21 protein-coding genes are annotated in these 24,916 nt (G+C 54.0%); 5 read left to right on the top strand and 16 right to left on the bottom strand.

Going from position 1 to position 24,916, the window contains the following annotated elements:
* Positions 1-3 precede the first annotated feature (3 nt).
* Positions 4-783, bottom strand: a complete 780-nt coding sequence (gene cmoM, locus LRM19_RS03365; protein WP_023311004.1) for a tRNA uridine 5-oxyacetic acid(34) methyltransferase CmoM — start codon at positions 781-783, stop codon at positions 4-6.
* A 124-nt stretch (positions 784-907) separates the two neighbouring features.
* Between cmoM and elyC the strand changes: the two genes are divergently transcribed.
* Positions 908-1,687: an envelope biogenesis factor ElyC gene (gene elyC / locus LRM19_RS03360; protein ID WP_063408037.1), complete on the top strand. Its 780-nt coding sequence runs from the start codon at positions 908-910 to the stop codon at positions 1,685-1,687.
* Here elyC and LRM19_RS03355 read toward each other — a convergent pair.
* The 13 genes from LRM19_RS03355 to LRM19_RS03295 form a co-directional block, all read right to left on the bottom strand.
* Complete coding sequence (locus tag LRM19_RS03355) at positions 1,664-2,557, bottom strand: YcbJ family phosphotransferase (RefSeq protein ID WP_111964561.1); 894 nt, start codon at positions 2,555-2,557, stop codon at positions 1,664-1,666. The two genes, elyC and LRM19_RS03355, sit on opposite strands and share 24 nt — an antisense overlap.
* Before the next feature lie 142 nt (positions 2,558-2,699).
* Positions 2,700-3,446 (bottom strand): 3-deoxy-manno-octulosonate cytidylyltransferase, encoded by a 747-nt coding sequence (gene kdsB / locus LRM19_RS03350; RefSeq protein WP_008499959.1) that lies wholly within the window; start codon positions 3,444-3,446, stop codon positions 2,700-2,702.
* Complete coding sequence (gene ycaR / locus LRM19_RS03345; RefSeq protein ID WP_006174474.1) at positions 3,443-3,625, bottom strand: protein YcaR; 183 nt, start codon at positions 3,623-3,625, stop codon at positions 3,443-3,445. The genes kdsB and ycaR overlap by 4 nt, the downstream gene beginning before the upstream one ends.
* A 45-nt stretch (positions 3,626-3,670) precedes the next feature.
* On the bottom strand, positions 3,671-4,900 hold the full coding sequence (locus LRM19_RS03340) for a winged helix-turn-helix domain-containing protein (protein WP_271367482.1): 1,230 nt from the start codon (positions 4,898-4,900) through the stop codon (positions 3,671-3,673).
* A 44-nt stretch (positions 4,901-4,944) separates the two neighbouring features.
* On the bottom strand, positions 4,945-5,922 hold the full coding sequence (lpxK, locus tag LRM19_RS03335; RefSeq protein WP_271367479.1) for a tetraacyldisaccharide 4'-kinase: 978 nt from the start codon (positions 5,920-5,922) through the stop codon (positions 4,945-4,947).
* Entirely contained in the window at positions 5,919-7,667 is a 1,749-nt protein-coding gene (gene msbA, locus LRM19_RS03330) for a lipid A ABC transporter ATP-binding protein/permease MsbA (RefSeq protein WP_111964565.1), read from the bottom strand. The genes lpxK and msbA overlap by 4 nt, the downstream gene beginning before the upstream one ends.
* A gap of 36 nt (positions 7,668-7,703) precedes the next feature.
* Positions 7,704-9,968: a ComEC family protein gene (locus LRM19_RS03325; RefSeq protein WP_271367475.1), complete on the bottom strand. Its 2,265-nt coding sequence runs from the start codon at positions 9,966-9,968 to the stop codon at positions 7,704-7,706.
* A gap of 214 nt (positions 9,969-10,182) precedes the next feature.
* The gene (gene ihfB / locus LRM19_RS03320; protein WP_008499965.1) at positions 10,183-10,470 is read right to left on the bottom strand and encodes an integration host factor subunit beta; all 288 of its coding nucleotides are present in this window, start codon (positions 10,468-10,470) and stop codon (positions 10,183-10,185) included.
* Positions 10,471-10,640: 170 nt separating this feature from the next.
* Positions 10,641-12,314: a 30S ribosomal protein S1 gene (rpsA, locus tag LRM19_RS03315; protein WP_008499966.1), complete on the bottom strand. Its 1,674-nt coding sequence runs from the start codon at positions 12,312-12,314 to the stop codon at positions 10,641-10,643.
* Positions 12,315-12,425: 111 nt separating this feature from the next.
* Positions 12,426-13,109 carry a (d)CMP kinase gene (gene cmk, locus LRM19_RS03310; protein ID WP_024907794.1) on the bottom strand — a complete coding sequence of 228 codons (684 nt, stop codon included), beginning with the start codon at positions 13,107-13,109 and terminating at the stop codon, positions 12,426-12,428.
* A 185-nt stretch (positions 13,110-13,294) separates the two neighbouring features.
* The gene (gene aroA, locus LRM19_RS03305; protein ID WP_127730265.1) at positions 13,295-14,578 is read right to left on the bottom strand and encodes a 3-phosphoshikimate 1-carboxyvinyltransferase; all 1,284 of its coding nucleotides are present in this window, start codon (positions 14,576-14,578) and stop codon (positions 13,295-13,297) included.
* Between the two features lie 69 nt (positions 14,579-14,647).
* Entirely contained in the window at positions 14,648-15,736 is a 1,089-nt protein-coding gene (gene serC, locus LRM19_RS03300; protein WP_271367466.1) for a 3-phosphoserine/phosphohydroxythreonine transaminase, read from the bottom strand.
* A gap of 162 nt (positions 15,737-15,898) precedes the next feature.
* Complete coding sequence (locus LRM19_RS03295; RefSeq protein WP_111964569.1) at positions 15,899-16,591, bottom strand: DUF421 domain-containing protein; 693 nt, start codon at positions 16,589-16,591, stop codon at positions 15,899-15,901.
* Positions 16,592-16,718: 127 nt separating this feature from the next.
* On the opposite strand from LRM19_RS03295, the gene ycaO reads away from it, so the two are divergent.
* The 4 genes from ycaO to pflA all read left to right on the top strand — a co-directional run bounded on the left by ycaO (position 16,719) and on the right by pflA (position 23,021).
* Positions 16,719-18,479 carry a 30S ribosomal protein S12 methylthiotransferase accessory factor YcaO gene (gene ycaO / locus LRM19_RS03290; protein WP_271367465.1) on the top strand — a complete coding sequence of 587 codons (1,761 nt, stop codon included), beginning with the start codon at positions 16,719-16,721 and terminating at the stop codon, positions 18,477-18,479.
* A 406-nt stretch (positions 18,480-18,885) separates the two neighbouring features.
* Positions 18,886-19,743, top strand: coding sequence for a formate transporter FocA (focA, locus tag LRM19_RS03285; RefSeq protein WP_008499974.1), 858 nt, complete (start codon positions 18,886-18,888; stop codon positions 19,741-19,743).
* Between the two features lie 51 nt (positions 19,744-19,794).
* Positions 19,795-22,077 (top strand): formate C-acetyltransferase, encoded by a 2,283-nt coding sequence (gene pflB, locus LRM19_RS03280; protein ID WP_127730263.1) that lies wholly within the window; start codon positions 19,795-19,797, stop codon positions 22,075-22,077.
* A 203-nt stretch (positions 22,078-22,280) separates the two neighbouring features.
* Positions 22,281-23,021: a pyruvate formate lyase 1-activating protein gene (gene pflA / locus LRM19_RS03275; RefSeq protein ID WP_045630022.1), complete on the top strand. Its 741-nt coding sequence runs from the start codon at positions 22,281-22,283 to the stop codon at positions 23,019-23,021.
* A gap of 36 nt (positions 23,022-23,057) precedes the next feature.
* Here pflA and LRM19_RS03270 read toward each other — a convergent pair whose 3' ends face one another.
* Together LRM19_RS03270 and LRM19_RS03265 are read right to left on the bottom strand one after the other, a co-directional pair.
* Positions 23,058-23,588 (bottom strand): anti-virulence regulator CigR family protein, encoded by a 531-nt coding sequence (locus LRM19_RS03270; protein ID WP_127730261.1) that lies wholly within the window; start codon positions 23,586-23,588, stop codon positions 23,058-23,060.
* Between the two features lie 123 nt (positions 23,589-23,711).
* Positions 23,712-24,860, bottom strand: coding sequence for an MFS transporter (locus LRM19_RS03265; RefSeq protein WP_111963924.1), 1,149 nt, complete (start codon positions 24,858-24,860; stop codon positions 23,712-23,714).
* Between the last annotated feature and the right edge of the window lie 56 nt (positions 24,861-24,916).

Raw genomic sequence — 24,916 nt, 5'->3', positions numbered from 1 at the left:
AGGTTATCCTTGCATCTGCGGCTTGTGCGCGGTGACGTGAATATAGCGGCCAAGGCTGATAAAAGGCTCCTGACGGCAATACCGCGTTTCTAATTCTGTTAAGGTGTCAAAACAGTCACGCTGTTTGTGTTTTTCACGCAGATAATCATGAAACACCCTGACGCCCGTCTTCCCGACTATCTGCCAGCCAATCGCTTCCAGCCAGCCATAAACCTGCTGTGGATCGCGCGGATAGTCCGGGGAAAGCGTGCGCTTTTTCTTTTTGGGCATCCCGACCTGAACATAGTCGAAGTTTCCTGCAACCATGTTGTGCATCAGAAAGCCGTTAGCATTGTAGAACATCAGCGACAGCGTGCCGCCCGGGCGCAACATCGACCACAGGGTTTGTAACACGCTTTGCGGATCGGCAACCCACTCCAGCACCGCATGAAACAATATCAGATCAACCTGGGTTTCCAAATGCTGTGCGATATCCTGAGCGGCGCATTGTATGAAATGCATGTTGTCGCTCACACCTTTCTCTTCTGCCGCACGCGTCGCCCGGGCGACCATTTCAGCAGAAAGATCGCAAAGCGTGACGTGATGACCGCGTTCAGCCATTTTTATGGCCGTCTGCCCTTCACCGCCACCGGCGTCCAGCACGCGCAACGTTTGACCACCGAACGTAGCCAGAATGGTGTCCAGATCCTGCCAGAGGATCGTCTGACGGAGCTGCCCTTTCGTGGTGCCATAAATGTTGCGCGAAAACTTTTCCGCGATGTCATCAAAATTGCGATCCCGCATTGGGAGAGTTCCACTCGCTAACTGCAAAACCGCTATTTTGTCACACCCGCGCGGAGAATGAACCTCTCTGGTGTAATATCACGGGTAATCACCTGCTATATGGTCAAAAAAGGAACCAAAAAGGATGCTTTTTACCCTTAAGAAATACATTGGAGGGATGATGCTTCCCCTTCCGCTGCTGCTCATCATCATCGCGCTGGGGCTGGCGCTGGTGTGGTTCAGTCGCTTTCAGAAAAGTGGCAAAACGCTTATCACGCTCGGCTGGTTAGTCTTGCTGCTGTTAAGCCTGCAACCGGTCGCGGATGGTCTGCTACGCCCCATCGAAAACAAGTACCCGACATGGCAGGGAAAGCAGAAAGTGGCGTACATCGTGGTGCTGGGCGGCGGATATACCTGGGATCCTGACTGGGCCCCCAGTTCAAACCTGATCAACAACAGCCTGCCGCGGCTGAACGAAGGTATTCGCCTCTGGCTGGCGAATCCGGGATCAAGAATGATCTTCACCGGCGCGGCGGCCAAAACGAACCCGGTGAGCACGGCTGAAGCGGGCGCCAGGGTCGCGGAATCGCTCGGCGTACCGCGTTCTTCAATAATCACTCTCGACAGCCCAAAAGATACCGAAGAAGAGGCTGCCGCTGTGAAGCAGGCGATTGGCGATGCCCCGTTCTTACTGGTGACCTCCGCCTCACACCTGCCGCGCGCGATGATTTTCTTTGAGAAGCAAGGCCTGCACCCGCTTCCCGCGCCGGCAAACCAGATGGCCGTCGACGCGCCGCTCAACCCGTGGGAGCGGGCTATTCCCTCCCCGGCGTGGCTGATGCATAGCGACCGCGTCGGCTATGAGACGCTTGGACGCCTCTGGCAGTGGCTGAAAGGATCGTCAGGCGAGCCAGGGCAACAGTGATTTTGTTGCCAGATCGAAGTTTGCGCGATTAAAACGTCCGGTGTTCACCAGCTGCGCGACTTCGTCCCAGAGCAGGTACAGCCAGCGCCGCCAGAGAAATGCTTCCGCAACAGGGGCGCGCTGAAGGTAATGCCACAGTAAACCTTCCGCCGCCCCGCTGTCGCTGAGCCTGAAGAGCTCATATTCGCGCGGAGCCCAGAGCATGATCCCCGGCCCGAGCATCGCCAGAAGCTGATCGCTGCGGGCATCTTTGAGCATGCTGCGCAGGGTGAAATTACCGTGGATCAAAACGCAGTTGTCATTAAAACCGTCGAACAGTGCCGGTAGGCACTCGCGGGTGCGAAACAGAATGCGTTTGTCCTGCATGGTTAAACCGGTATTGTTGAACTGGTTAAGCGTCCCCCAGAGCACTTCCACCCGCTGGCGGTACCACTGCGGCCACAGGTTTTCCTGAGTGCTGTCGACCGGACCAACAAGCCCGCGGCTATCCTGACGGTGCCAGGCCAGCAGCGCCTCGACAATCTGGTCTTTTAACTGCTCCCAGCGTTCCGGCGTGCGCGCAGGCGCTTCAACGGACACACCGCGTAAACGCTCAATCAGCAGCACGTCCGGGCCGGGGTGTTCCTCGTGGGTCATCACGCCGTACACCGTCGGCATACGGACGGTCCCCTCCCGCGCCAGCATCGACATTTTCCATGCAAGCTGCCTGGCTACTCCCGGCGAGGTGAAACTTCTGGCCATCAGCGGCATTGGGTTGCCCTGACTGTCATACAATGACCAAAGCGCGGTATCGGCCTTTTCACTCACGCATTCTACCCGGCTTAATTTCTCACCCAGCAGATGGCTAAGTTCGGCACGCAGCTGTTCCATATGAGATTACCCCCATTAAGACTACTGCTTTTATAATGAGCGTCCTTAATGAAGATGTCACCCGGAAGAGATCAATCAGGAAAAAGAAAGTGAAAAATAAAGCGGAGAGTGCATCCCTCACTGCGGAGAGATGCCGGTAAGATTAACGCAATTCGGCTCGAACGCGCTCAAGATCTTCAGGGGTGTCTACGCCCGTGCCGGGAACTTCCTCAGCAACGGCAACGTGAATTTTCTCGCCGTACCAGAGCACGCGAAGCTGCTCCAGCATTTCGATATGCTCCAGCGGGCTCGGCGCCCAGGCCACATAGCGGCGAATAAAGCCGGCGCGATAGCCGTAGATGCCAATATGACGCAGGAAGGTATCACCGATGGTCTCTTTAGAAAGCGCAAATCGATCGCGATCCCACGGAATCGTAGCTCGGGAGAAATAGAGCGCATAGCCTTCCGCATCCATGACCACCTTCACCGCATTCGGATTGAATGCCTCTTCAGCGTGGTGAATGGGTACCGCCAGCGTGGCCATTCCGACCTGACGCTGGGCCAGGTTTTCGGCCACCTGACGGATAATCACCGCCGGGATCATCGGCTCGTCACCCTGCACGTTTACGATGACCGTATCATCACTGAAACCACATTTCTCAACCACTTCCGCCAGACGTTCGGTGCCGGACTGGTGATCGGCGCGGGTCATGCATACCTCACCGCCTGCTGCCTCAACCGCACGGGCGACGTCAGGATGGTCGGTAGCAACAATCACGCGATCGGCACCGGATTCACGCGCGCGTTCAAGAACATGCACAATCATCGGCTTGCCGTTGATATCCACCAGCGGTTTACCCGGCAGACGCGTTGAGGCATAACGCGCAGGGATAATGACAACAAAACTCATGGTTTGCTCTCTTCTGCTACCAGGGAGCGGGCTTCATTTTCAAGCAGTACCGGAATGCCGTCACGCAGCGGGAAAGCCAGGCTGTCCAGCTTGCAAATCAGCTCCTGTTTGTCCTGGCTGTAGTAGAGTTTGCCGTTGCATACCGGGCAGGCAATAATTTCAAGTAAACGGTGATCCATAGTTCCTCCGTATGGGTAATCGCTAAAGCTTAACACATTCCCTTTTCAGGGCGTGCCTGTTTCCCAGCCACTTCGACAGGATGTAAACAATCCATCGGGTACCCGGCCCAGCGTCACGTCGCGGGCACCCTGCCAGCGCGCGAATTCGCTAATGGCGGACATTAACCCTTTTTCCAGGCTCGCCGTCACCCTGACGCCCTCTTCCAGATAAAGCGCAATGATTTCAAGCGTTCCGGTCTTGCGGTGCATTTTGGCATCCATACGCCCGACCAGTTGCCCCTTGTGCAGCAGCGGTAAAACAAAATAGCCGTACTGGCGCTTTGGAGCCGGGGTATAACATTCCAGCCGGTAGCTAAAATCGAACAGCTGCTCGGCGCGTTTTCTGTCCCAGACGACCGGGTCGAAAGGCGACAGCACCGCACTGTGGGTTGCCTGAAGTTTCCCCTCCTGGGCCAGAGGCAGTAGCGGGAGGAGATCCGTATGCAGCCACATTTCGCCCAGCGTTTCCACCGTGACGGGGATGATGCGCTGTTCGCGTTGCCAGATGTCCAGCAGCGGTTTCAGCGCGGGCTGGCGAAGGCGGTAATAGTCTGCCAGCCATTGGGGGCGGAAAATCCCCAGGCTGCGGGCGCTGTTCTCCAGCATGATGGCCTCGGCAGTCTCCTGGGTAAGCAGGTCACGCTCGTCGTCCCAGTGTGGCATCACGCGATGCGTCAGGTCGTAGACGCGCTGAAAATTACGCCGCTCAATCACCATCACTTTGCCAGATGTGAACAGCCCTTCGAGATGACGTTTGTGCGGCTTCCACTCCCACCAGCCGCTGGTGCCCTTGCGCGGGTGTTCAAAATCGGCGGAGCGGACGGGACCGTTTTTCTGAATATGCGCGATGAGCTGCTCTATTTCAGCCGCATGTTCCTGCATCCACGCCTGTCGGTATTTCCAGCCCATCTTTTCCGGCGCGAGCATGCGGTGACGAACCAGGGCAAAATCGCTGCGGGGCAGAAAACAGGCTTCGTGCGCCCAGTACTCCATTAACTCCCCCTTGCTTAGCGCTTCATCCAGCCACTGCGAAGGATAATTCCCCAGTCGGCTAAACAGGACCAGGTAAGGGCTACGGGCCACAATGTTAATGGTGTCGATTTGAAGCAGCGACATGCGCTGGACGGTAGAGAGAATATCGGCAGGCTGTGCGCGGCGGCGGGGCTTTTTGAGCAGCCCCTGCGCGGCAAGGTGTAAATGACGTGCGGCTGAAAGCGAGAGTTGCGGTAAGGACATGCGATTTCCTGTCAGTCTAAGCGCCACCGGAACCGCGTAAGCCTTTACTGCACCAACGCAATCAGTTCCTGGAGCAAGTGTTCCGGCTGCTCGCCGCTGAGTTCAGCGTCAACCGGCAGATACCACCAGTTATCTTTCGCAAAGGCACGGCATTTTACCGCATCTTTTTCGGTCATGATCAGCGACTGTCCGGGCACAGTCAGGGCGTCAACCTGCCCTTCCACCAGCGCCTGGTGGTCGGCCAGCGGAACGCGTTTTTCAAGCCGGGCACCACACTGCTCCAGCGTCGCGAAGAAGCGCGGGGGATGACCAATTCCCGCCATCGCCACCGGTGAAGGTAGCTCAGCAACCGACCGGCGTTCACCCGTCGCCAGGTTGACCGCCAGACCCGGCTGCAGGTGCATCGCGATTTCGCCCGATTTTGCCTCTCCACCGTTCACAATCACCGCATCAACGGACTTCAGTCGCGAAGCCCGTTCACGCATAGGGCCGGCAGGCAGCCACCAGCCGTTACCGAAACGGCGAACACCGTCGATGACCACGATCTCTTTATCACGCGCCAGGGCATAGTGCTGCAAGCCATCGTCAGTGATGATGATTTGTACCGCCTGTTCGGCAAGCAGCGCCTGAACGGCGTCGCTGCGCACCGGAGAGACCGCAACCGGCGCGCCGGTACGCTGGAAAATCAATACCGGTTCATCACCCGCTTCGGCTGTCGTGGTTTCCCCCGTCAGCAGCAGCGGATAACGCGCCGCTTTGCCACCATATCCGCGCGATACCACCCCTGGGCGGATGCCGCGTTTTTGCAATTGCTCCACCAGCCAGATCACCACCGGCGTTTTACCGTTGCCGCCTGCCGTAAGATTACCGACAACCACAACCGGCACCGGCGCGCGCCAGGCACGCTTCAGCCCCAGACGGTAAAGCAGACGGATAATGCCGCTCACCAGGCCGTATAGCCAGGAGAGCGGCAAAAGCAGCAGCCACAGCGGGTTCTCACCGGACCAGATGCGTGCAATCATTCGCCAAACTGCATCTTATGAAGCTGGGCGTAAACGCCGCGGTGCTCCAGCAGGTCAGCATGGCTCCCGCGTTCAACAATGATGCCATCCTCAACCACGACGATTTCGTCAGCCTGCTCGATAGTCGACAGACGGTGTGCAATCACCAGCGAGGTACGGTTTTTTTGCAGCTCATCCAGCGCAGACTGAATAGCACGTTCAGATTCCGTATCCAGCGCAGAGGTCGCTTCGTCCAGAATCAGAATCGGGCTATCGCGCAGTAGAGCACGCGCAATGGCAATACGCTGACGCTGACCACCGGAGAGCAGTACACCGTTCTCGCCGATGATGGTATCCAGGCCGTTATCCATCTTATTGATAAAGTCCATTGCGTAGGCCATACGCGCGGCGTTCTCAATCTGCTCGCGGCTGTACTCATCAGTGCGCGCGTAAGCGATGTTGTTGGCGACCGTATCGTTAAACAGATGCACGTTCTGAGAAACCAGAGCAACCTGGTTACGCAGCGACTGAAGGGTATACTCCCGCAGGTCATGCCCGTCTAACAGGATCTCACCTTCGTTAATATCGTAAAAACGGGTGATCAGACTGGCAATGGTCGATTTACCCGAGCCGGAACGGCCTACCAGCGCCACGGTTTTACCCGCCGGAATGGACAGGTTGATATTACGCAGGGCCGGTGTTTCGCGGCCAGGGTAGGTAAAGGTCACATTGCGAAACTCAACGTCGCCGTTTGCACGCTCAATGACGCGCTTACCTTCATCTTTTTCCTGCTCGGAATCCAGAATGCTGAACAGGGTCTGACAGGCCGCCATCCCACGCTGGAACTGGGCGTTGACGTTTGTAAGGGATTTCAGCGGACGCATCAGGGCGATCATTGAGGAGAAGACCACGGTGATGGTACCCGCCGTCAGCGTCTCCATGACGCTTGGGAAGCTTGCCGCATACAGGACGAATGCCAGCGCCAGTGACGCAATCAGCTGAATAATCGGGTCAGAGATGGAAGAGGCTGAGACCATTTTCATCCCCTGAAGACGCATTTTGTTGCTGACTTTATCAAAGCGTTTTGTTTCGACTTCCTGACCGCCGAATATCAACACTTCCTTATGCCCTTTCAGCATCTGTTCCGCGCTAGTGGTCACCTGCCCCATCGTGTTCTGCATATTCTTACTAATATTGCGGAAGCGCTTTGAGACGACGCGGATGGCAATAGAAACTACCGGCGCCAGAACGATAAGGATGAGCGACAGCTGCCAGCTGTAATAGAACATCATCACGAACAGGCCGATGATTGACGCGCCCTCACGCACAACGGTGATCAGTGCGCTTGAGGACGAGGAGGCAACCTGCTCGGAGTCGTAGGTAATACGCGACAGCAGCGTCCCGGTAGACTGCTTGTCAAAGAACGAGACCGGCATGCCCATCATGTGGCTGAACAGGCGACGGCGCATGGTCATCACCACTTTCCCGGATACCCAGGAAATGCAGTAGCTGGAGATGTAGCTGGTGATACCGCGTAAGATCATCAGTCCGATAACCACCAGAGGCATCCATAGCAGCACTGAGCGATCCGTTTTACCAAAACCGTCGTCCAGTAACGGTTTGAGAAGCGATAGCATAAAAGTATCGCTGGCTGCGTTGAGGATTAACGCTACTCCCGCCACGATCAGGCCTGTTTTAAAGGGCGCAATCATCGGCCAGAGACGGCGGAAGGTTTGCCACGTGGAGAGATCTTTGTCGTTATGCATTCAAAAAACCAGCATTCGTTGAAATAGCCGCATATTCTACCCGTTATCGACGGGCGCGCCAAACCACTGATGATACCAAACGGGTAAAAATTGCTCTCGCAAGCGCCGGATTTGCCAGTGATGTTGCGAGAATGTCACCGATATTTGTCCAGAATGAGGGGTATCGTGCCAGATATACCCCTCTTTTCGATAGCGTCGGACAACTTTTGCTGACGGGAATCGCCATGCGTTATAGCGGGCCGCTGAATCCAGGGCGATTTTACCTTCCACGCGCTGTACCAGCGGCAAGGAAGAAGAAGTAATGCTGCCATGATGGGGCACCTGTATGAGGGTAGAGGTCAGATAACGCCAGTAATGGCTAAGCATAGCCTGTTCCGCCTGCGCTTCAATATCTCCTGTTAGCAGAACACTCTGCTCACCGTCGTCGATTTTTACCACGCAGGAATGGTTGTTTCCCTGAGCCGGGTAATTTTCAGGGGGCCAGTGTACGGTGAAGGAGAGTCCCTGCCATCTCCATCTCTCCCCGCGAAAACAGGGGTGATGCCCCGCCTGGCGCAATGGGCTTCTTACCCACAGGTCAGGCCACGCTTTTTGCAACGATGCGAGGCCTCCCGCATGGTCGAGGTGCTCATGACTGAGAATAACGCCTTCAGGCCGCAGGTGATGCCAGCGAAGCCACGGGATAATTAACCGCTGTCCGCTGTCCCCGCCCGGCCAGGCGAGCCCGGTATCATAGAGAATGGCTTTCCCCTGCCGTTCAATGACTATTGCCAGCCCCTGCCCCACATCCAGCATATGTACCGTCCAGCTCTCGCTTTTTTCCGTTCTCCAGAGAGGAAATGTCAGTAAAACACTTCCTGCAAAACAAACGGCGGGAAGGGTTTTCCAGGCACGAAAACGCCAGCCAATGATGATAAGCCAGGGCAGTAGTGTCATGTACTGCCAGCGTTGATCTACACTCTGCCAGCCATCAGGCAGGCGCATGAGGAGCCAGAATAGCCCCGCAAGTGACTTATCGGCTGCAAACCAGACAACGCTTTCCAGTGCTTCCAGCGGCAGCAGATGAAGCAGCATGCCGAGCAGGATCAGCGGTACGGAGACAAACGTCACTAGAGGAACGGCAAAGAGATTCGCGACCAGTGAGGTGAAGCTGAAGCCATGGAAAATCAGAACCTGTAATGGCATCAGCAGCATCAGCATACCGACCTGCAGAGAGAGCAGGTTCAGCAGCGGCCGTATACGTCGAGCCCGTTGCCAGTCTGAAAGAGGCAGCCACTGAAACCAGAAAATCAGCGCGGCGACGGCAAATGCGGACAGGGCAAGACTCTGCGAAAGTACGGCTAAGGGATCGCTTATCAGGATCGCTGCGATACAGCATCCCCATACCTGCCAGGGAGACCATTGGCGGGCAGCGATCCGCAACATTGCAAGCACAGAAAGCGCGATGACCGTTCGTAGCGCAGGAGGTTGCAGACCGGTAAGCCAGGCATAGAAGGCGGCAAAGCATAACCCAGCCAGGAGAGGCATTTGCCAGTGGACCCGATGGCTGGGTAATAAAAACTGGAGTCCACGTGCAAGTAACCAGACGAGAGAGGCTGCCAGCGCGATATGCAGGCCCGAAATCGCCATCAAATGCAGCGTCCCGGTTTCACGCATCAGGTCTTTTATTTCCCGGGGAACATCCAGACGTTCCCCCATCCCCAGTCCGAGGATAACCGCACCCCAGCGGTAAGCAGAAAGTCGGTTTTGCAGTGACATCAGGTATTGCGCTCGCAGGCTGCAGCGCCCATCGACGAGTTCAGCACGGGTGAAGCGCCCACTCAGCGTTTGATGTTGGGCAAAGGCGCTGCGCTGAGAATCATAACCGCCGTCGTTCAGTTCGCCATGGGCAGGCCTGAGCCTGAGCCTCATGGTCCAGCGCTGACCGGCACACGCTTTCTGTGGCAGATAGTTGCCATACAGCGTTACGCCGGTTGAAGCCCACCAGCGCTTGCCATCAATGCTGCGAATGTTTCCCTGATGCAGAGTAGCGCCGTCGGTCGATGTGAGTTCTACCTCAGCCTGCACAGCCCCCGTGGTTAAATGCTGCATCGGCCAGACGCTCTCCTGCGCGGCCAGAATGCCCCACGCACAAAATAACAGCGTAATACCAGCATACTTCACTCGATGGTTTTGCCATGCAGCAAGCACTATCCCACCAGCCACCATGACCCACATGGTGTAAGGTGATGGCAGTTCAGGTAACCAGAGTAACGGGGCTATCGCCAGAATGGCGCAGATACTAAGCGTGGGAATTCCCATTGCTACCTCCCTGTTTCAGAGCGGCAGTATGTATGCAAGCAGTGCGAAATGTCAGATGAGAAGAATGCGTTTTACAGCGCGCGCTGTGTTGTTTTTATCGGCTTACAGAAAACGAAACTGAAAATGCGGGACATCTTCAGAATAAAAGCGACAGACACAAAAAAAGCACCCGCAGGTGCTTTCTTTCGAACCCAGTTTAACCGGCTGGCTAAACTCAGTTACCGTAAATATTGGCGCGATCGCGCAGTTCTTTACCCGGCTTAAAGTGTGGAACGTACTTACCTTCCAGCTCGACTTTATCGCCAGTTTTCGGGTTACGCCCGGTACGTGGAGCACGATAGTGCAGAGAAAAACTACCGAAACCGCGGATTTCAATGCGCTCGCCCTGGGCAAGAGTGGAGGCCATATGCTCCAGCATCTCTTTTACGGCATCTTCCACTGCCTTGGCAGGGATATGCGGTTGCTGACTGGCAAGTCTTTCAATCAATTCTGACTTGGTCATGATTCCTCCGGTTCCTTTCAAACCAATTAGCTGAACAGCTCATTAAACAAGGGCGGCCGTAGCCGCCCTTTGTTATTGATTACAGGACGAATCCTGCAATCTGTCAAGTTTGCTCCTCATCCTTCACGCTGTAAATGCGTTACAGCGCAAATGATGCTGAGAACCTGATATTACTCGCCTTTAGCTGCTTTGAAAGCTTCAGCCATTGCGTTGTTAGAGAAGTTTGCATCTTCCTGTTTGTTAACAGTTGCGATTGCATCTTTCTCATCAGCTTCGTCTTTAGCACGAACAGACAGGCTGATTGCACGGTTCTTACGGTCAACACCGGTGAACTTAGCTTCAACGTCGTCGCCTACGTTCAGAACCAGAGTGGCATCTTCAACGCGGTCACGGGAAGCTTCAGAAGCGCGCAGGTAACCCTCAACGCCGTCAGCCAGTTCTACGGTTGCGCCTTTAGCGTCAACTGCAGTTACTTTACCGTTTACGATTGCGCCTTTCTTGTTCAGTGCAACCCAGTTGTTGAACGGATCTTCTGCGAGCTGTTTAACGCCCAGGGAGATACGCTCACGCTCTGCGTCAACCTGCAGAACAACTGCAGCGATTTCGTCGCCTTTTTTGTATTCACGAACTGCTTCTTCGCCTGCAACGTTCCAGGAGATGTCAGACAGGTGAACCAGGCCATCGATGCCGCCGTCCAGGCCGATGAAGATACCGAAGTCAGTGATAGACTTGATTTTACCTTCAACACGGTCGCCTTTGTTGTGGGTTTCCGCGAACTGCTGCCATGGGTTGTTTTTGCACTGTTTCAGGCCCAGGGAGATACGACGACGTTCTTCGTCGATATCCAGAACCATCACTTCCACTACATCACCAACGTTAACAACTTTGGATGGGTGGATGTTTTTGTTGGTCCAGTCCATTTCGGAAACGTGCACCAGACCTTCAACGCCTTCTTCGATTTCAACGAAGCAGCCGTAGTCAGTCAGGTTGGTTACGCGACCAGTCAGTTTAGTACCTTCTGGGTAACGCTTAGCGATAGCTACCCATGGATCTTCGCCCAGCTGTTTCAGGCCGAGGGATACACGAGTACGCTCGCGGTCGAACTTCAGCACTTTAACAGTGATTTCGTCGCCCACGTTCACGATTTCGCTTGGGTGCTTAACGCGTTTCCACGCCATGTCGGTGATGTGCAGCAGGCCATCAACGCCGCCCAGGTCAACGAATGCGCCGTAGTCAGTGAGGTTCTTAACGATACCTTTGACTTCCATGCCTTCCTGCAGGTTTTCCAGCAGCTGATCGCGTTCTGCGCTGTTTTCAGATTCGATAACGGCACGACGGGAAACAACAACGTTGTTACGCTTCTGGTCCAGCTTGATTACTTTGAACTCAAGCTCTTTGCCTTCCAGGTGCAGGGTGTCACGGACTGGACGAACGTCTACCAGAGAACCTGGCAGGAACGCACGAATACCATTCAGCTCAACAGTGAAGCCACCTTTAACTTTGCCGTTGATAACACCGACCACAGTTTCAGCTTCTTCGTAAGCTTTTTCCAGCGTGATCCAAGCTTCGTGACGTTTCGCTTTCTCACGAGAAAGCAGGGTTTCACCGAAGCCGTCTTCTACTGCGTCCAGAGCAACGTCAACTTCGTCGCCAACCTGGATTTCCAGCTCGCCCTGGGCGTTTTTGAACTGCTCTGCCGGAATGGCGGACTCAGATTTCAGACCGGCGTCAACCAGTACTACGTCTTTGTCGATAGCAACAACAACACCGCGAACGATGGAACCCGGGCGGGTTTCGATTTCTTTTAAGGATTCTTCAAACAGTTGAGCAAAAGATTCAGTCATGTTTAATCTTCAGGTTAATATTAACGTCCACCTGGCTCCGTGCCGGATGGGGTTGTTTCACATACCCGCCGTCAATCCATTGCAGCGGGGGTACTGCTAAATCGGTCGCGATTACGCGAGTGCCAGTTTTTGGCGCGCATATTGTAGCGCTTTTTCAATCACTTGCTCAATAGTTAAACTGGTTGAATCCAGAACTAATGCATCTTCTGCTGGAACAAGTGGAGCGACGGCGCGGTTACGATCGCGGTCATCGCGCTCTTTTATCTCGGATAAAAGGCGATCAAAGTTAACACTAAACCCCTTTTCCTGCAACTGAAGCATGCGGCGCTGAGCGCGTTCTTCCGAAGAGGCGTCAAGGAAAATTTTCACAGGTGCATCAGGGAATACCACGGTTCCCATATCGCGTCCGTCCGCGATCAAACCCGGGGCTTCACGAAACGCGCGCTGACGACGTAACAACGCCTCACGAACGCGCGGGAAGGCCGCTACCTGAGAGGCCGCATTCGCCACTTCCTGAGTACGGATTTCCCCGCTCACGTCTTCCCCTTCAAGGATCACTTCCAGGTTGCCATCGGTCGACACGAAACGCACATCAAGATGCGCGGCCAGCGGAACCAGCGCTTCTTCTGACGCCACGTCCACGTGATGATGTAGCGCAGCCAGAGCCAGCACGCGATAGATTGCTCCCGAATCTAAAAGATGCCATTGCAATGCTTCCGCCATCGCTTTGCACAGAGTCCCTTTCCCTGCGCCACTCGGCCCATCAATGGTGATTACCGGGGCAATTGCCGTCATCTTTTTCTCCTTAAATAAGGCATACCGTTTACATGAACGCCGCGCATTATACGCGTCAACGTGCGCAACTGTTACCTTTGCGTGCAAATTACGGATTGATTGAAGCAGAGTGTAGAAGAAATGAACGGAAGTGTTCGTCAGGAAGCGTAAGGAAATGCCGCATCAGGCGATGCGGCAAGATGTTATCAGGCCAGCGTGCTAATGCGTGCCAGCTGTTCGAAGTAGTCCGGGAAAGTTTTCGCCGTACATTTCGGGTCAAGGATGGTCACAGGCGTGTCTGACAACGCCACCAGCGAGAAGCACATCGCCATACGGTGATCGTTGTAGGTTCCGATCTCGGCAACCTGCAGTTTTGCAGGAGGCGTGATGCGAATGTAGTCTTCGCCCTCTTCCACCTCAGCGCCGACCTTACGCAGCTCGGTCGCCATCGCGAACAGACGGTCAGTCTCTTTTACGCGCCAGTTGTAGATATTACGCAGCGTGGTGGTGCCTTTTGCAAACAGCGCCGCAGTGGCAATGGTCATCGCCGCATCCGGAATATGGTTCATGTCCATGTCGATGGCATTCAGATCGCCATGGGTACAGGCGATGAAGTCATCACCCCAGGTCACAACCGCGCCCATTTTTTCCAGCACGTCCGCAAAACGTATGTCGCCCTGCACGCTATTGCGACCAATACCGGTGACCTTCACGGTACCGCCTTTGATCGCACCCGCAGCCAGGAAGTAAGAAGCCGAAGAAGCGTCGCCTTCAACCAGATAGCTGCCCGGAGACTGGTACTGCTGCGCTCCACGCACCACGAAGCGCTGATAAGACTGGTTTTCCACCTCGACACCGAAGGTTTTCATCAGGTGCAGGGTGATATCAATATAAGGTTTGGAGACCAGCTCGCCTTTAATCGTAATAACCGTATCCTGCGGTGCCAGCGGCGCGGTCATCAGCAGTGCCGTCAGGAACTGGCTGGAGACGCTGCCGTCAACCTCGACATGACCGCCGTTAAAACCACCGCGCAGACGCAGTGGCGGATAGTTTTCCTGCTCCAGATACTCAACCTGCGCGCCGCCCTGACGCAGGGCATCCACCAGATGGCCAATCGGACGCTCTTTCATGCGAGGTTCGCCGGTCAGCACAATGTTGTTGCGCCCAAGACACAGGGCCGCCGCCAGCGGACGCATCGCGGTACCCGCGTTGCCCAGAAACAGCTCAAGCTCTTCATCCGTCTGCAGCGCGCCGCCGCTGCCGGTCACTTCGCAGCGGGTACGATCGTCGGAGAGAATGTAATGAACACCCAACGCTTTCAGCGCATTGAGCATATGGCGTACGTCATCGCTGTCCAGCAGGTTTGTAAGGACGGTGGTGCCGTTTGCCAGTGCTGCCAGCAGCAGAGCGCGGTTCGAGACACTTTTTGAACCAGGCAGATTAATGGTGCCATCTACCCGCGCGATAGGTTGTAACGTCAGGGATTCCATGAAAACTTAACTCTCAACTCAACATAATAAAAACCCCGCAGCAGGGCTACGGGGGTGAAAACAGCGCTATTAACCGTGGCGACGTTCGAAGTCGATCATGAAATCCGTCAGAGCTTTAACGCCTTCCAGCGGCATCGCGTTATAGATGGAGGCACGCATGCCGCCAACGACACGGTGACCTTTGAGCGAATGCAGGCCTGCCGCGAAGGACTCTTCCAGGAACACTTTATCCAGGCTGCTGTCCGCCAGCTGGAACGGCACGTTCATCCGGGAACGGTTAGCTTTCGCCACATCGTTGCGATAGAAATCGCTTTTGTCGATCACGCCATACAGCAGTTCAGCTTTCTGCTGATTCACCTTGTCCATCTGCGCCACGCCGCCGTTTTGCTTCAGCCATTTGAAGACCAGGCCGGAAAGGTACCAGGCAAACGTTGGTGGGGTGTTGAACATAGAATCGTTATCGTTCAGCACGGTGTAATCGAGAATCGACGGGCAGGATTTATGCGCTTTACCCAGCAGGTCTTCACGCACGACGACGATAGTCAAACCGGCCGGACCGATATTTTTCTGCGCGCCCGCATAGATAACGCCGTAGCGGCTGACATCAATTGGCGCAGACAGAATGGTGGAGGAGAAGTCGGCGGCAACCACGACATCGCTGCCGAAGTTTGGCGTCTCGTCGATGGCAATCCCGTCAATGGTTTCGTTCGGGCAGTAGTGCAGATACGCTGCGTTATTAGAAAGCTGCCACTCGTTCATTGGCTTCACGGCGCGCAGGCCATCAACGGTCACTTTGGCGTCGATAACATTCGGCGTGCAGTATTTATGCGCTTCTTTAACGGCGCTTGCCGCCCAGTATCCCGCGTCAACGTAGTCTGCCGTCGTTTTGTCACCAAGGATATTCAGCGGAACGCCTGCAAACTGGCCGCGTCCACCGCCGTGGCAGAACAATACTTTGTAGTTCGAGGGAATATTCAGCAGATCGCGAAAATCCTTTTCTGCCTCTTCGGCCACCTGAATAAACTCTTTACCACGGTGGCTGATTTCCATCACCGACGTACCGAGACCGTTCCAGTCACAGAGTTCCTGTTGAGCCTGTTTAAGCACGTCTGCCGGTAACATTGCCGGACCTGAACTGAAATTAAAGACTTGAGCCATTTCCCCTCACCACGCTAAAAGCCATAAGTTATAACTGTGGATATCGGTTTTATCATTCAGTGACACGCGCCGCAATGTCTAAAGCTTATGACCCGTGAAATGTGCCCCGCGTCACACAAAACAATCTGCCGCCTCGCCATGACAAAACCGACAAAATGGCTGTCAGGTGATGCGTTTGGCCCGGCTAACCTTCGTCCATTCCGGATTTGCACAGCGGGGGCATAATTGACGATCCCCCGGCTGCATCGCGAGCACGTGGCTACATCTCACGCAGGCATACTCGCCTGACTCAGGTACGGTTCTGAAACGCTCGATCAGCATATCCGGCAGGATACACAGTCCCGGCTTCACCTCGTCGTCAGAATAGTAATAGACGCTGATCTGCCCGTTGGTCTCCATGATCGCCAGACGCACCTGCCCGAGCTGTTCAACGCTATTCAGTCGTAGCTCCATAAAGAACTCGAACTCGGTCATATTGGCGCTTTGTACATTTTCCCAGGCCAACTGCCCGTCCTCGACGATAACGACCGGCTTCCCCTCAAGCAGATCTTCCAGCTTTTCGCTTTTCGACATCAGCCACATGACAAGGCGATAAAGAAGCGCCAGTGAAACAAAAACGATAAACACCGGCACCATCGGCACATCATCATAGAAGGCGACATCCCCCGCCGCTGAACCCAGCGTCAGGATGATCAACACCTCAAAGAGCGACATCTGCCGTACGCCGCGACGGCCGGTGATTTTAAGAAACAGGAAGACAAGTACGAAGGTGTACAGGCTGCGGAGCGCCACTTCGCCCAGAAATTCAGGAGGAACTTTATCAAACGCCATCCGCTGGAGATCAAATGCTTTCATTTTTCTATGCCTTAACAGTCAGTTACTGCCACTAAGCATAGCCCAGCCATTTATTTTCGCCGAAGATAGCACCCGTCACGCAAAACCCGTATCATTGCGCGCTTTACGTACGATAAAAGTGAACGCCATGACTCAAACGTTTATCCCCGGCAAAGATGCCGCTCTGGAAGATTCCATCGCTCGCTTCCAGCAGAAACTGACCGACCTGGGTTTTAACATCGAAGAAGCCTCCTGGCTCAATCCGGTGCCTCACGTCTGGTCCGTGCATATTCGCGATAAAGACTGTGCCCTGTGCTTTACCAACGGTAAAGGCGCGACAAAAAAAGCGGCACTGGCTTCTGCGCTGGGTGAGTATTTTGAGCGTCTGTCCACCAACTATTTCTTCGCTGACTTCTGGCTGGGCGAGACCATCGCTAACGGCCCGTTCGTTCACTATCCAAATGAAAAATGGTTCCCGCTGACCGAAGACGACGAACTGCCGGAAGGTATTCTCGACGCACGCCTGCGTGCCTTCTACGATCCAGACAACGAACTGACCGCCAGCATGCTGGTCGATCTGCAGTCTGGCAATGAGGATCGTGGGATCTGCGCCCTGCCGTTTACCCGTCAGTCTGACGAGCAGACCGTCTATATCCCGATGAACATCGTCGGCAACCTGTATGTGTCCAACGGTATGTCCGCGGGTAACACCCGCAATGAAGCGCGCGTGCAGGGCCTTTCCGAAGTCTTTGAACGCCACATTAAAAACCGCATCATTGCCGAATCCATTAGCCTGCCTGAAATTCCGGCCGACGTGCTGGCGCGCTACCCGGGCGTGGTGGAATCCATCGCTAAGCTGGAAGCAGAAGGTTTCCCAATCTTTGCCTATGACGGCTCGCTGGGCGGCAAGTACCCGGTTATCTGCGTCGTGCTGTTCAACCCGACAAACGGCACCTGTTTCGCCTCCTTTGGCGCGCACCCTGACTTCGGCGTGGCGCTGGAACGCACCGTCACCGAGCTGCTGCAGGGCCGTAGCCTGAAAGATCTCGACGTGTTCACACCGCCAACGTTTGACGATGAAGAAGTGGCTGAACATACGAACCTCGAAACCCACTTCATTGACTCCAGCGGTTTGATCTCCTGGGATATGTTCAAACAGGACGCAGACTATCCGTTCGTGGACTGGAGCTTTGCAGGGACAACGGAAGAAGAGTTCGCGACGCTGATGGCGATTTTCAAAGCCGAAGACCAGGACGTCTATATCGCCGACTACGAGCACCTGGGCGTCTATGCATGCCGCATTATTGTTCCCGGCATGTCCGACATCTACCCTGCAGAAGATCTGTGGCTGGCGAATAACAGCATGGGTGCACATCTGCGCGAAACGCTGCTGGCTCTGCCTGGCAGCGAGTGGGAAAAAGAAGATTATCTGAACCTGATCGCCCAACTGGACGAGGAAGGCCACGATGACTTCACCCGCGTACGCGAACTCCTGGGTCTCGCGACCGGTAAAGACAACGGCTGGTACACCCTGCGTATTGGTGAGCTGAAAGCGATGCTGGCCCTGGCGGGTGGCGACCTGGATCAGGCCCTGGCCTGGACCGAGTGGACCATGGAGTTCAACCAGTCGGTTTTCTCTGCCGAGCGCACCAACTATTACCGTTGCCTGCAAACCCTGCTCCTGCTGGCACAGGAAGAGGATCGCGAGCCGCTGCAATACCTGAATGCTTTCGTGCGCATGTACGGTGCTGAGGCTGTAGAAGCAGCCAGCGCGGCCCTGAGCGGTGAAGCGCCGTTCTATGGCCTGCAGGCTGTTGATAGCGATCTGAAAGCCTTCCCGGCGCACCAGTCGCTGCTGAAGGCCTACGAAAAACTGCAGAAAGCAAAAGCCGCTTACTGGTCAAAATAAGCGCACATAACATTACCAGCAGTAGGCGTATTCAATCGTCTGGGCTATATTACGGGGCAATTTCATTGCCCCGTTTTTTATTTTCTTCGGCAATGACTGTTGATTGTAATAATAAAGTTAAACATGGGTAAATATAATAATATTTACCTGGGCTTTACTGTTACTTTTTATGGTAAATACTCCATATTAATTAACTGTCTCCGAGGTGGCTGAACGAAAAAATTCAACTCTTTTCATAACTTTTAAAATTTATTTTTATACGGATAATCAAATACTTACTCCGCATTTGTTGTAAAACCATACACACTGCGGGCCTATAAGCCAGGCGAGATATGATCTATATCAATTTCTCTTCTATAATGCTTTGTTAGTATCTCGTCGCCGACTTAATAAAGAGAGAGTTAGTGTGAAAGCTGACAACCCTTTTGATCTTTTACTCCCCGCTGCGATGGCCAAAGTTGCCGAAGAAGCGGGTGTCTATAAAGCAACGAAACACCCGATGAAGACGTTCTATCTGGCAATCACGGCTGGTGTGTTCATCTCTATCGCTTTCGTCTTCTACATCACCGCCACCACCGGTACTGCCGGAATGCCTTTCGGCATGGCCAAACTGATTGGCGGCATTTGTTTCTCACTGGGTCTGATTCTCTGCGTCATCTGCGGCGCCGACCTCTTCACCTCAACGGTGCTGATTGTCGTGGCAAAGGCCAGCGGAAGAATTACCTGGGGTCAGCTGGCACGTAACTGGCTTAATGTTTACGTGGGTAACCTGGTTGGCTGTCTGCTCTTTGTTTTGTTGATGTGGCTTTCTGGCGAGTACATGACCGCCAACGGTGGCTGGGGCCTTAACGTCCTGCAAACCGCCGACCACAAAATGCACCACACATTTATCGAAGCCGTTGCTCTCGGCATCCTCGCTAACCTGATGGTCTGCCTGGCTGTATGGATGAGCTACTCGGGTCGTAGCCTGATGGACAAAGCCTTAATTATGGTTCTGCCGGTTGCGATGTTTGTTGCCAGCGGCTTTGAGCACAGTATCGCGAATATGTTCATGATCCCAATGGGCATTGTAATCCGCGACTTTGCGAGCCCGGAGTTCTGGACCGCAGTTGGTTCATCCCCGGAAAGTTTCTCACACCTGACTATTATGAATTTCATTACTGATAACCTGATCCCTGTCACTATCGGGAACATTATCGGTGGGGGTCTGTTAGTTGGGTTGACATACTGGGTCATTTACCTGCGTGGCGACGATCATCATTGATGGTTTTCTCAGGCAGTAAATAAAAAATCCACTTAAGAAGGTAGGTGTTACATGTCCGAGCTTAATGAAAAGTTAGCCACAGCCTGGGAAGGTTTTGCGAAAGGTGACTGGCAGAATGAAGTAAACGTACGTGACTTCATTCAGAAAAACTATACCCCGTATGAAGGTGACGAATCCTTCCTGGCTGGCGCAACTGACGCGACCACCAAGCTGTGGGACAGCGTAATGGAAGGCGTTAAACTGGAAAACCGCACTCACGCGCCAGTTGATTTTGACACCTCCGTTGCTTCCACCATCACTTCTCACGATGCTGGCTATATCAACAAAGCCCTTGAGAAAATCGTTGGTCTGCAGACTGAAGCACCACTGAAACGCGCAATCATCCCGTTTGGTGGTATTAAAATGGTTGAAGGTTCCTGCAAAGCGTATAACCGCGAGCTGGACCCAATGCTGAAAAAAATCTTCACCGAATACCGCAAAACCCACAACCAGGGCGTATTCGATGTTTACACCAAAGACATTCTGAACTGCCGTAAATCTGGCGTTCTGACTGGTCTGCCAGATGCGTATGGCCGTGGCCGTATCATCGGTGACTACCGTCGCGTTGCGCTGTACGGTATCGACTTCCTGATGAAAGACAAGTACGCGCAGTTTGTTTCCCTGCAGTCCGATCTGGAAAACGGCGTAAACCTGGAAGCAACTATCCGTCTGCGTGAAGAGATCGCTGAACAGCACCGCGCGCTGGGTCAGATCAAAGAGATGGCTGCTAAATACGGCTGCGATATCTCTGGTCCTGCTACCAACGCTCAGGAAGCTATCCAGTGGACCTACTTCGGCTACCTGGCCGCAGTTAAGTCTCAGAACGGCGCAGCAATGTCCTTCGGTCGCGTATCCACCTTCCTGGATGCTTACATCGAACGTGACCTGAAAGCAGGCAAAATCACCGAGCAAGACGCTCAGGAAATGATTGACCACCTGGTCATGAAACTGCGTATGGTTCGCTTCCTGCGTACTCCTGAATATGATGAACTGTTCTCTGGTGACCCAATCTGGGCAACAGAATCTATCGGCGGTATGGGCGTTGACGGCCGTACTCTGGTTACAAAAAACAGCTTCCGCTTCCTGAACACCCTGTACACCATGGGTCCTTCTCCGGAGCCGAACATCACCGTTCTGTGGTCTGAAAAACTGCCTCTGAACTTCAAGAAATTCGCCGCTAAAGTGTCCATCGATACCTCTTCTCTGCAGTACGAGAACGATGACCTGATGCGTCCGGACTTCAACAACGACGATTACGCTATCGCTTGCTGCGTAAGCCCAATGGTTGTTGGTAAACAAATGCAGTTCTTCGGTGCGCGTGCAAACCTGGCGAAAACCATGCTGTACGCTATCAACGGCGGCGTTGATGAAAAACTGAAAATGCAGGTTGGTCCTAAATCTGAGCCGATCAAAGGCGACGTTCTGAACTTCGACGAAGTCATGGACCGCATGGATCACTTCATGGACTGGCTGGCTAAACAGTACGTCACTGCACTGAACGTTATCCACTACATGCACGACAAGTACAGCTACGAAGCCTCTCTGATGGCGCTGCACGACCGTGACGTTATCCGCACCATGGCGTGTGGTATTGCTGGTCTGTCCGTTGCTGCTGACTCCCTGTCTGCAATCAAATATGCGAAAGTTAAACCAATTCGTGACGAAGACGGCCTGGCTGTAGACTTCGAAATCGAAGGTGAATATCCGCAGTTTGGTAACAACGACTCTCGCGTTGATGACATGGCGGTTGACCTGGTAGAACGTTTCATGAAGAAAATTCAGAAACTGACTACTTACCGTAACGCTATCCCGACTCAGTCTGTTCTGACCATCACCTCTAACGTTGTGTATGGTAAGAAAACCGGTAACACCCCAGACGGTCGTCGTGCTGGCGCGCCATTCGGCCCAGGTGCTAACCCAATGCACGGTCGTGACCAGAAAGGTGCTGTTGCCTCTCTGACTTCCGTAGCTAAACTGCCGTTTGCCTACGCGAAAGATGGTATCTCTTACACCTTCTCTATCGTGCCAAACGCGCTGGGTAAAGACGACGAAGTGCGTAAAACCAACCTCGCGGGTCTGATGGATGGTTACTTCCACCACGAAGCGTCCATCGAAGGTGGTCAGCACCTGAACGTGAACGTAATGAACCGTGAAATGCTGCTCGACGCGATGGAACACCCTGAGAAATATCCTCAGCTGACCATCCGCGTATCTGGCTACGCAGTACGTTTTAACTCCCTGACTAAAGAACAGCAGCAGGACGTTATCACCCGTACTTTCACTCAGTCCATGTAAGTGGAATTGACTGAAATCACGCGTTAACAAGCGTACAATAAAGGCTCCACGTCAGTGGGGCCTTTTTAGCACCCTCTCCACCTCAGTCTCTTTTGCCCGCTATCTATACTGAATGGATAACAGCCAAAACAGACTTAACACAGCCGGCTTTGAGCTGTGCATACACAGGCCCGGGACGGGCCGATGATGGAGATATCACCGCAATGTCAACTATTGGTCGTATTCACTCCTTTGAATCCTGTGGCACCGTTGATGGCCCGGGCATCCGCTTTATCACCTTTTTCCAGGGCTGCCTGATGCGCTGCCTGTACTGCCATAACCGCGATACCTGGGACACGCACGGCGGCAAAGAAGTGACCGTTGAAGACTTGATGAAAGAGGTGGTGACCTACCGCCACTTTATGAACGCGTCCGGTGGCGGCGTCACCGCATCCGGCGGTGAAGCCATTCTTCAGGCTGAATTTGTCCGTGACTGGTTCCGCGCCTGCCACAAAGAAGGCATTCATACCTGCCTGGATACCAATGGCTTTGTACGTCGATACGATCCGGTGATTGATGAACTGCTTGAAGTGACCGATCTGGTGATGCTCGATCTCAAACAGATGAACGATGAGATCCATCAGAACCTCGTTGGTGTCTCAAACCACCGCACGCTGGAGTTTGCCAAATACATAGCCGACAAAGGCATCAAAACCTGGATCCGCTACGTGGTTGTTCCTGGCTGGTCAGACGACGACGACTCCGCGCACCGCCTGGGGGAATTCACCCGTGACATGGGCAACGTCGAGAAAATCGAGCTTCTGCCCTATCACGAGCTGGGTAAACATAAATGGGTGGCCATGGGCGAAGAGTACAAACTCGATGGCGTGAAGCCGCCGAAAAAAGAGACGATGGAACGCGTGAAAGGTATTCTCGAGCAGTATGGCCACAAGGTCATGTATTAACGAAAAGGCCCGGTAAAACCGGGCCTTTTTTATATTCTATTTAAATACACCGTTAATAACGGACGTCACAATGGCTGTGCTCAGCGCAATTAAGACCAGGTCGTCCCCGACCACGCGCCATTCATAGCCCGGGTAGGAAGGAAGCTGGTCCAGCATAGAGGCTGGCACGGTTTTCTTCGCAATGCCCGGAGGAAGCGGCTTACCGCGCGCCAGGTTTTTCGCGATGCCCGGAGGCAGAGAGTCATAACCCGTTAAGCCATAATTCAGCGCCAGGTGACGCGCATGATCGAAGCTCACGCGAGCATCAACATCATTACCGACATCTTTGCTATTTTTGAAGCTCTTATTCGATTTTCCAGGGCTATCCTGTCCGCTATTTTGCTTATTTCCATGGTTGCCGGAGTTACCAGAATTCCCGTTACCATGATTACCGCCATTACCTTGCCCGCCACCGTTTCCGTGACCACCGCCATTCCCGTTTCCAGGATTAGCCATGACCGGAGCCGTTGCAAACGTTAAAGACAACACTACGGCAAGTGCGGTAGTGGAAAAACGACGAATAGACATGATTGCTGCCTTATAGTGGTAGGACTCACATGAATTATCGCCTGGCGCAATAAACAAACAATAAGTAAAACTCTTAGTTGTGACAGGGACAAAAAAGCCTGTCATCGACAGGCTTTAATTTAATCAGGCATGTGCCACAGGCGTTGGATGCTCACCTGCTTTACGCAGCAGCATTAAGAGATATATAAACGACACGCTGGCAATCATGATAAACAGTAAATTGTCGGAGTAATTCTGCATCAGCATCGCGGTAAACGTCGGCCCTAATAAGCTGCCGATGGTATAGCTCAGTAACAGCGCCTGGTTCATTGCCACCAGCTGGTGGTGCTCAACTTTCTCACAGGCCCAGGCCATTGCCACCGGATAGAGCGTAAAGCCGGCGGCCCCGAGAATAAACAGCGCAGGCGCCATTGCGGCGTTGCTGAGCATGGCAAGACATCCCATGATGACCACGAAGACCTGAACGCGCAGCACCAGCAGACGACCGAAGCGGTCCGCCAGACGGCCAATCGGCCACTGCCCGACGATCCCGGCACTCACCATCACCGCCATCCAGAAGCCAATTCCGGAATCGCTGACGCCCTGATGATTCAGATAGAGCGGCATCAGACCATAGAGCGAGCCCAGTACAATCCCCGATATAATGCAGCCGTTAACGCCCAGACGCGCATGACGCAGTCTGAGCATTGGCCAGACGTGGGTTGCTTCCTGGTGTTCGCTGTTCTGGTTCACGATGCGCGTGAAGAGCAAAGGCAAGATCGCGGCCAGCACCATACCCGTTACCCACGGCAGAACGCTCATGAGGTCGGTTGGCAGCTTGCTGACCATCAGTTGCCCCAGTACGGTGCCGACGTAATAAACCATCATATAGGCTGCCAGCAGGCGTCCACGATTACGGGAGGTGCCGCTGCACATCAGCGCACTTTCAACGACTACCCAAATCATCGCGCAGCCTACACCGGCGATAAAGCGCCATGCCATCCAGCTCCAGAAGCCGACCATCAGGCCCAGCCCCGCACACCCGGCAGCGAAAATCAGCGAAGCCAGATAATAGCTGCGGTTAAAGCCAAAGCGCTTGATCAGGCTCCCGGTCACCAGGGTTCCAAGAAGGTTGCCGGTAAAAAAGGACGAGCTGACCATACCCACCTGCCAGGTCGGTAAGTTTTCATGGGCAAGCCACAGCGGGACGAGCGTATTTAACACTGCGATCGCCAGGGTCAACAGAAGCAAGCCACAGAGCAACAGCAGCACTGGCCGGGTATAGGTGGTCATGGATTAAAAAGCCGTGAGGAAGTTCAGATTTCGTGCGCATCATGCCACTGGCAAAA

This window comes from Enterobacter sp. PI-10, assembly GCF_027947695.1.
Lineage (GTDB): Bacteria > Pseudomonadota > Gammaproteobacteria > Enterobacterales > Enterobacteriaceae > Enterobacter > Enterobacter vonholyi.
The sequence above is the reverse complement of the archived record's forward strand: the minus strand, read 5'-3'. Positions and strand labels throughout refer to the sequence as shown.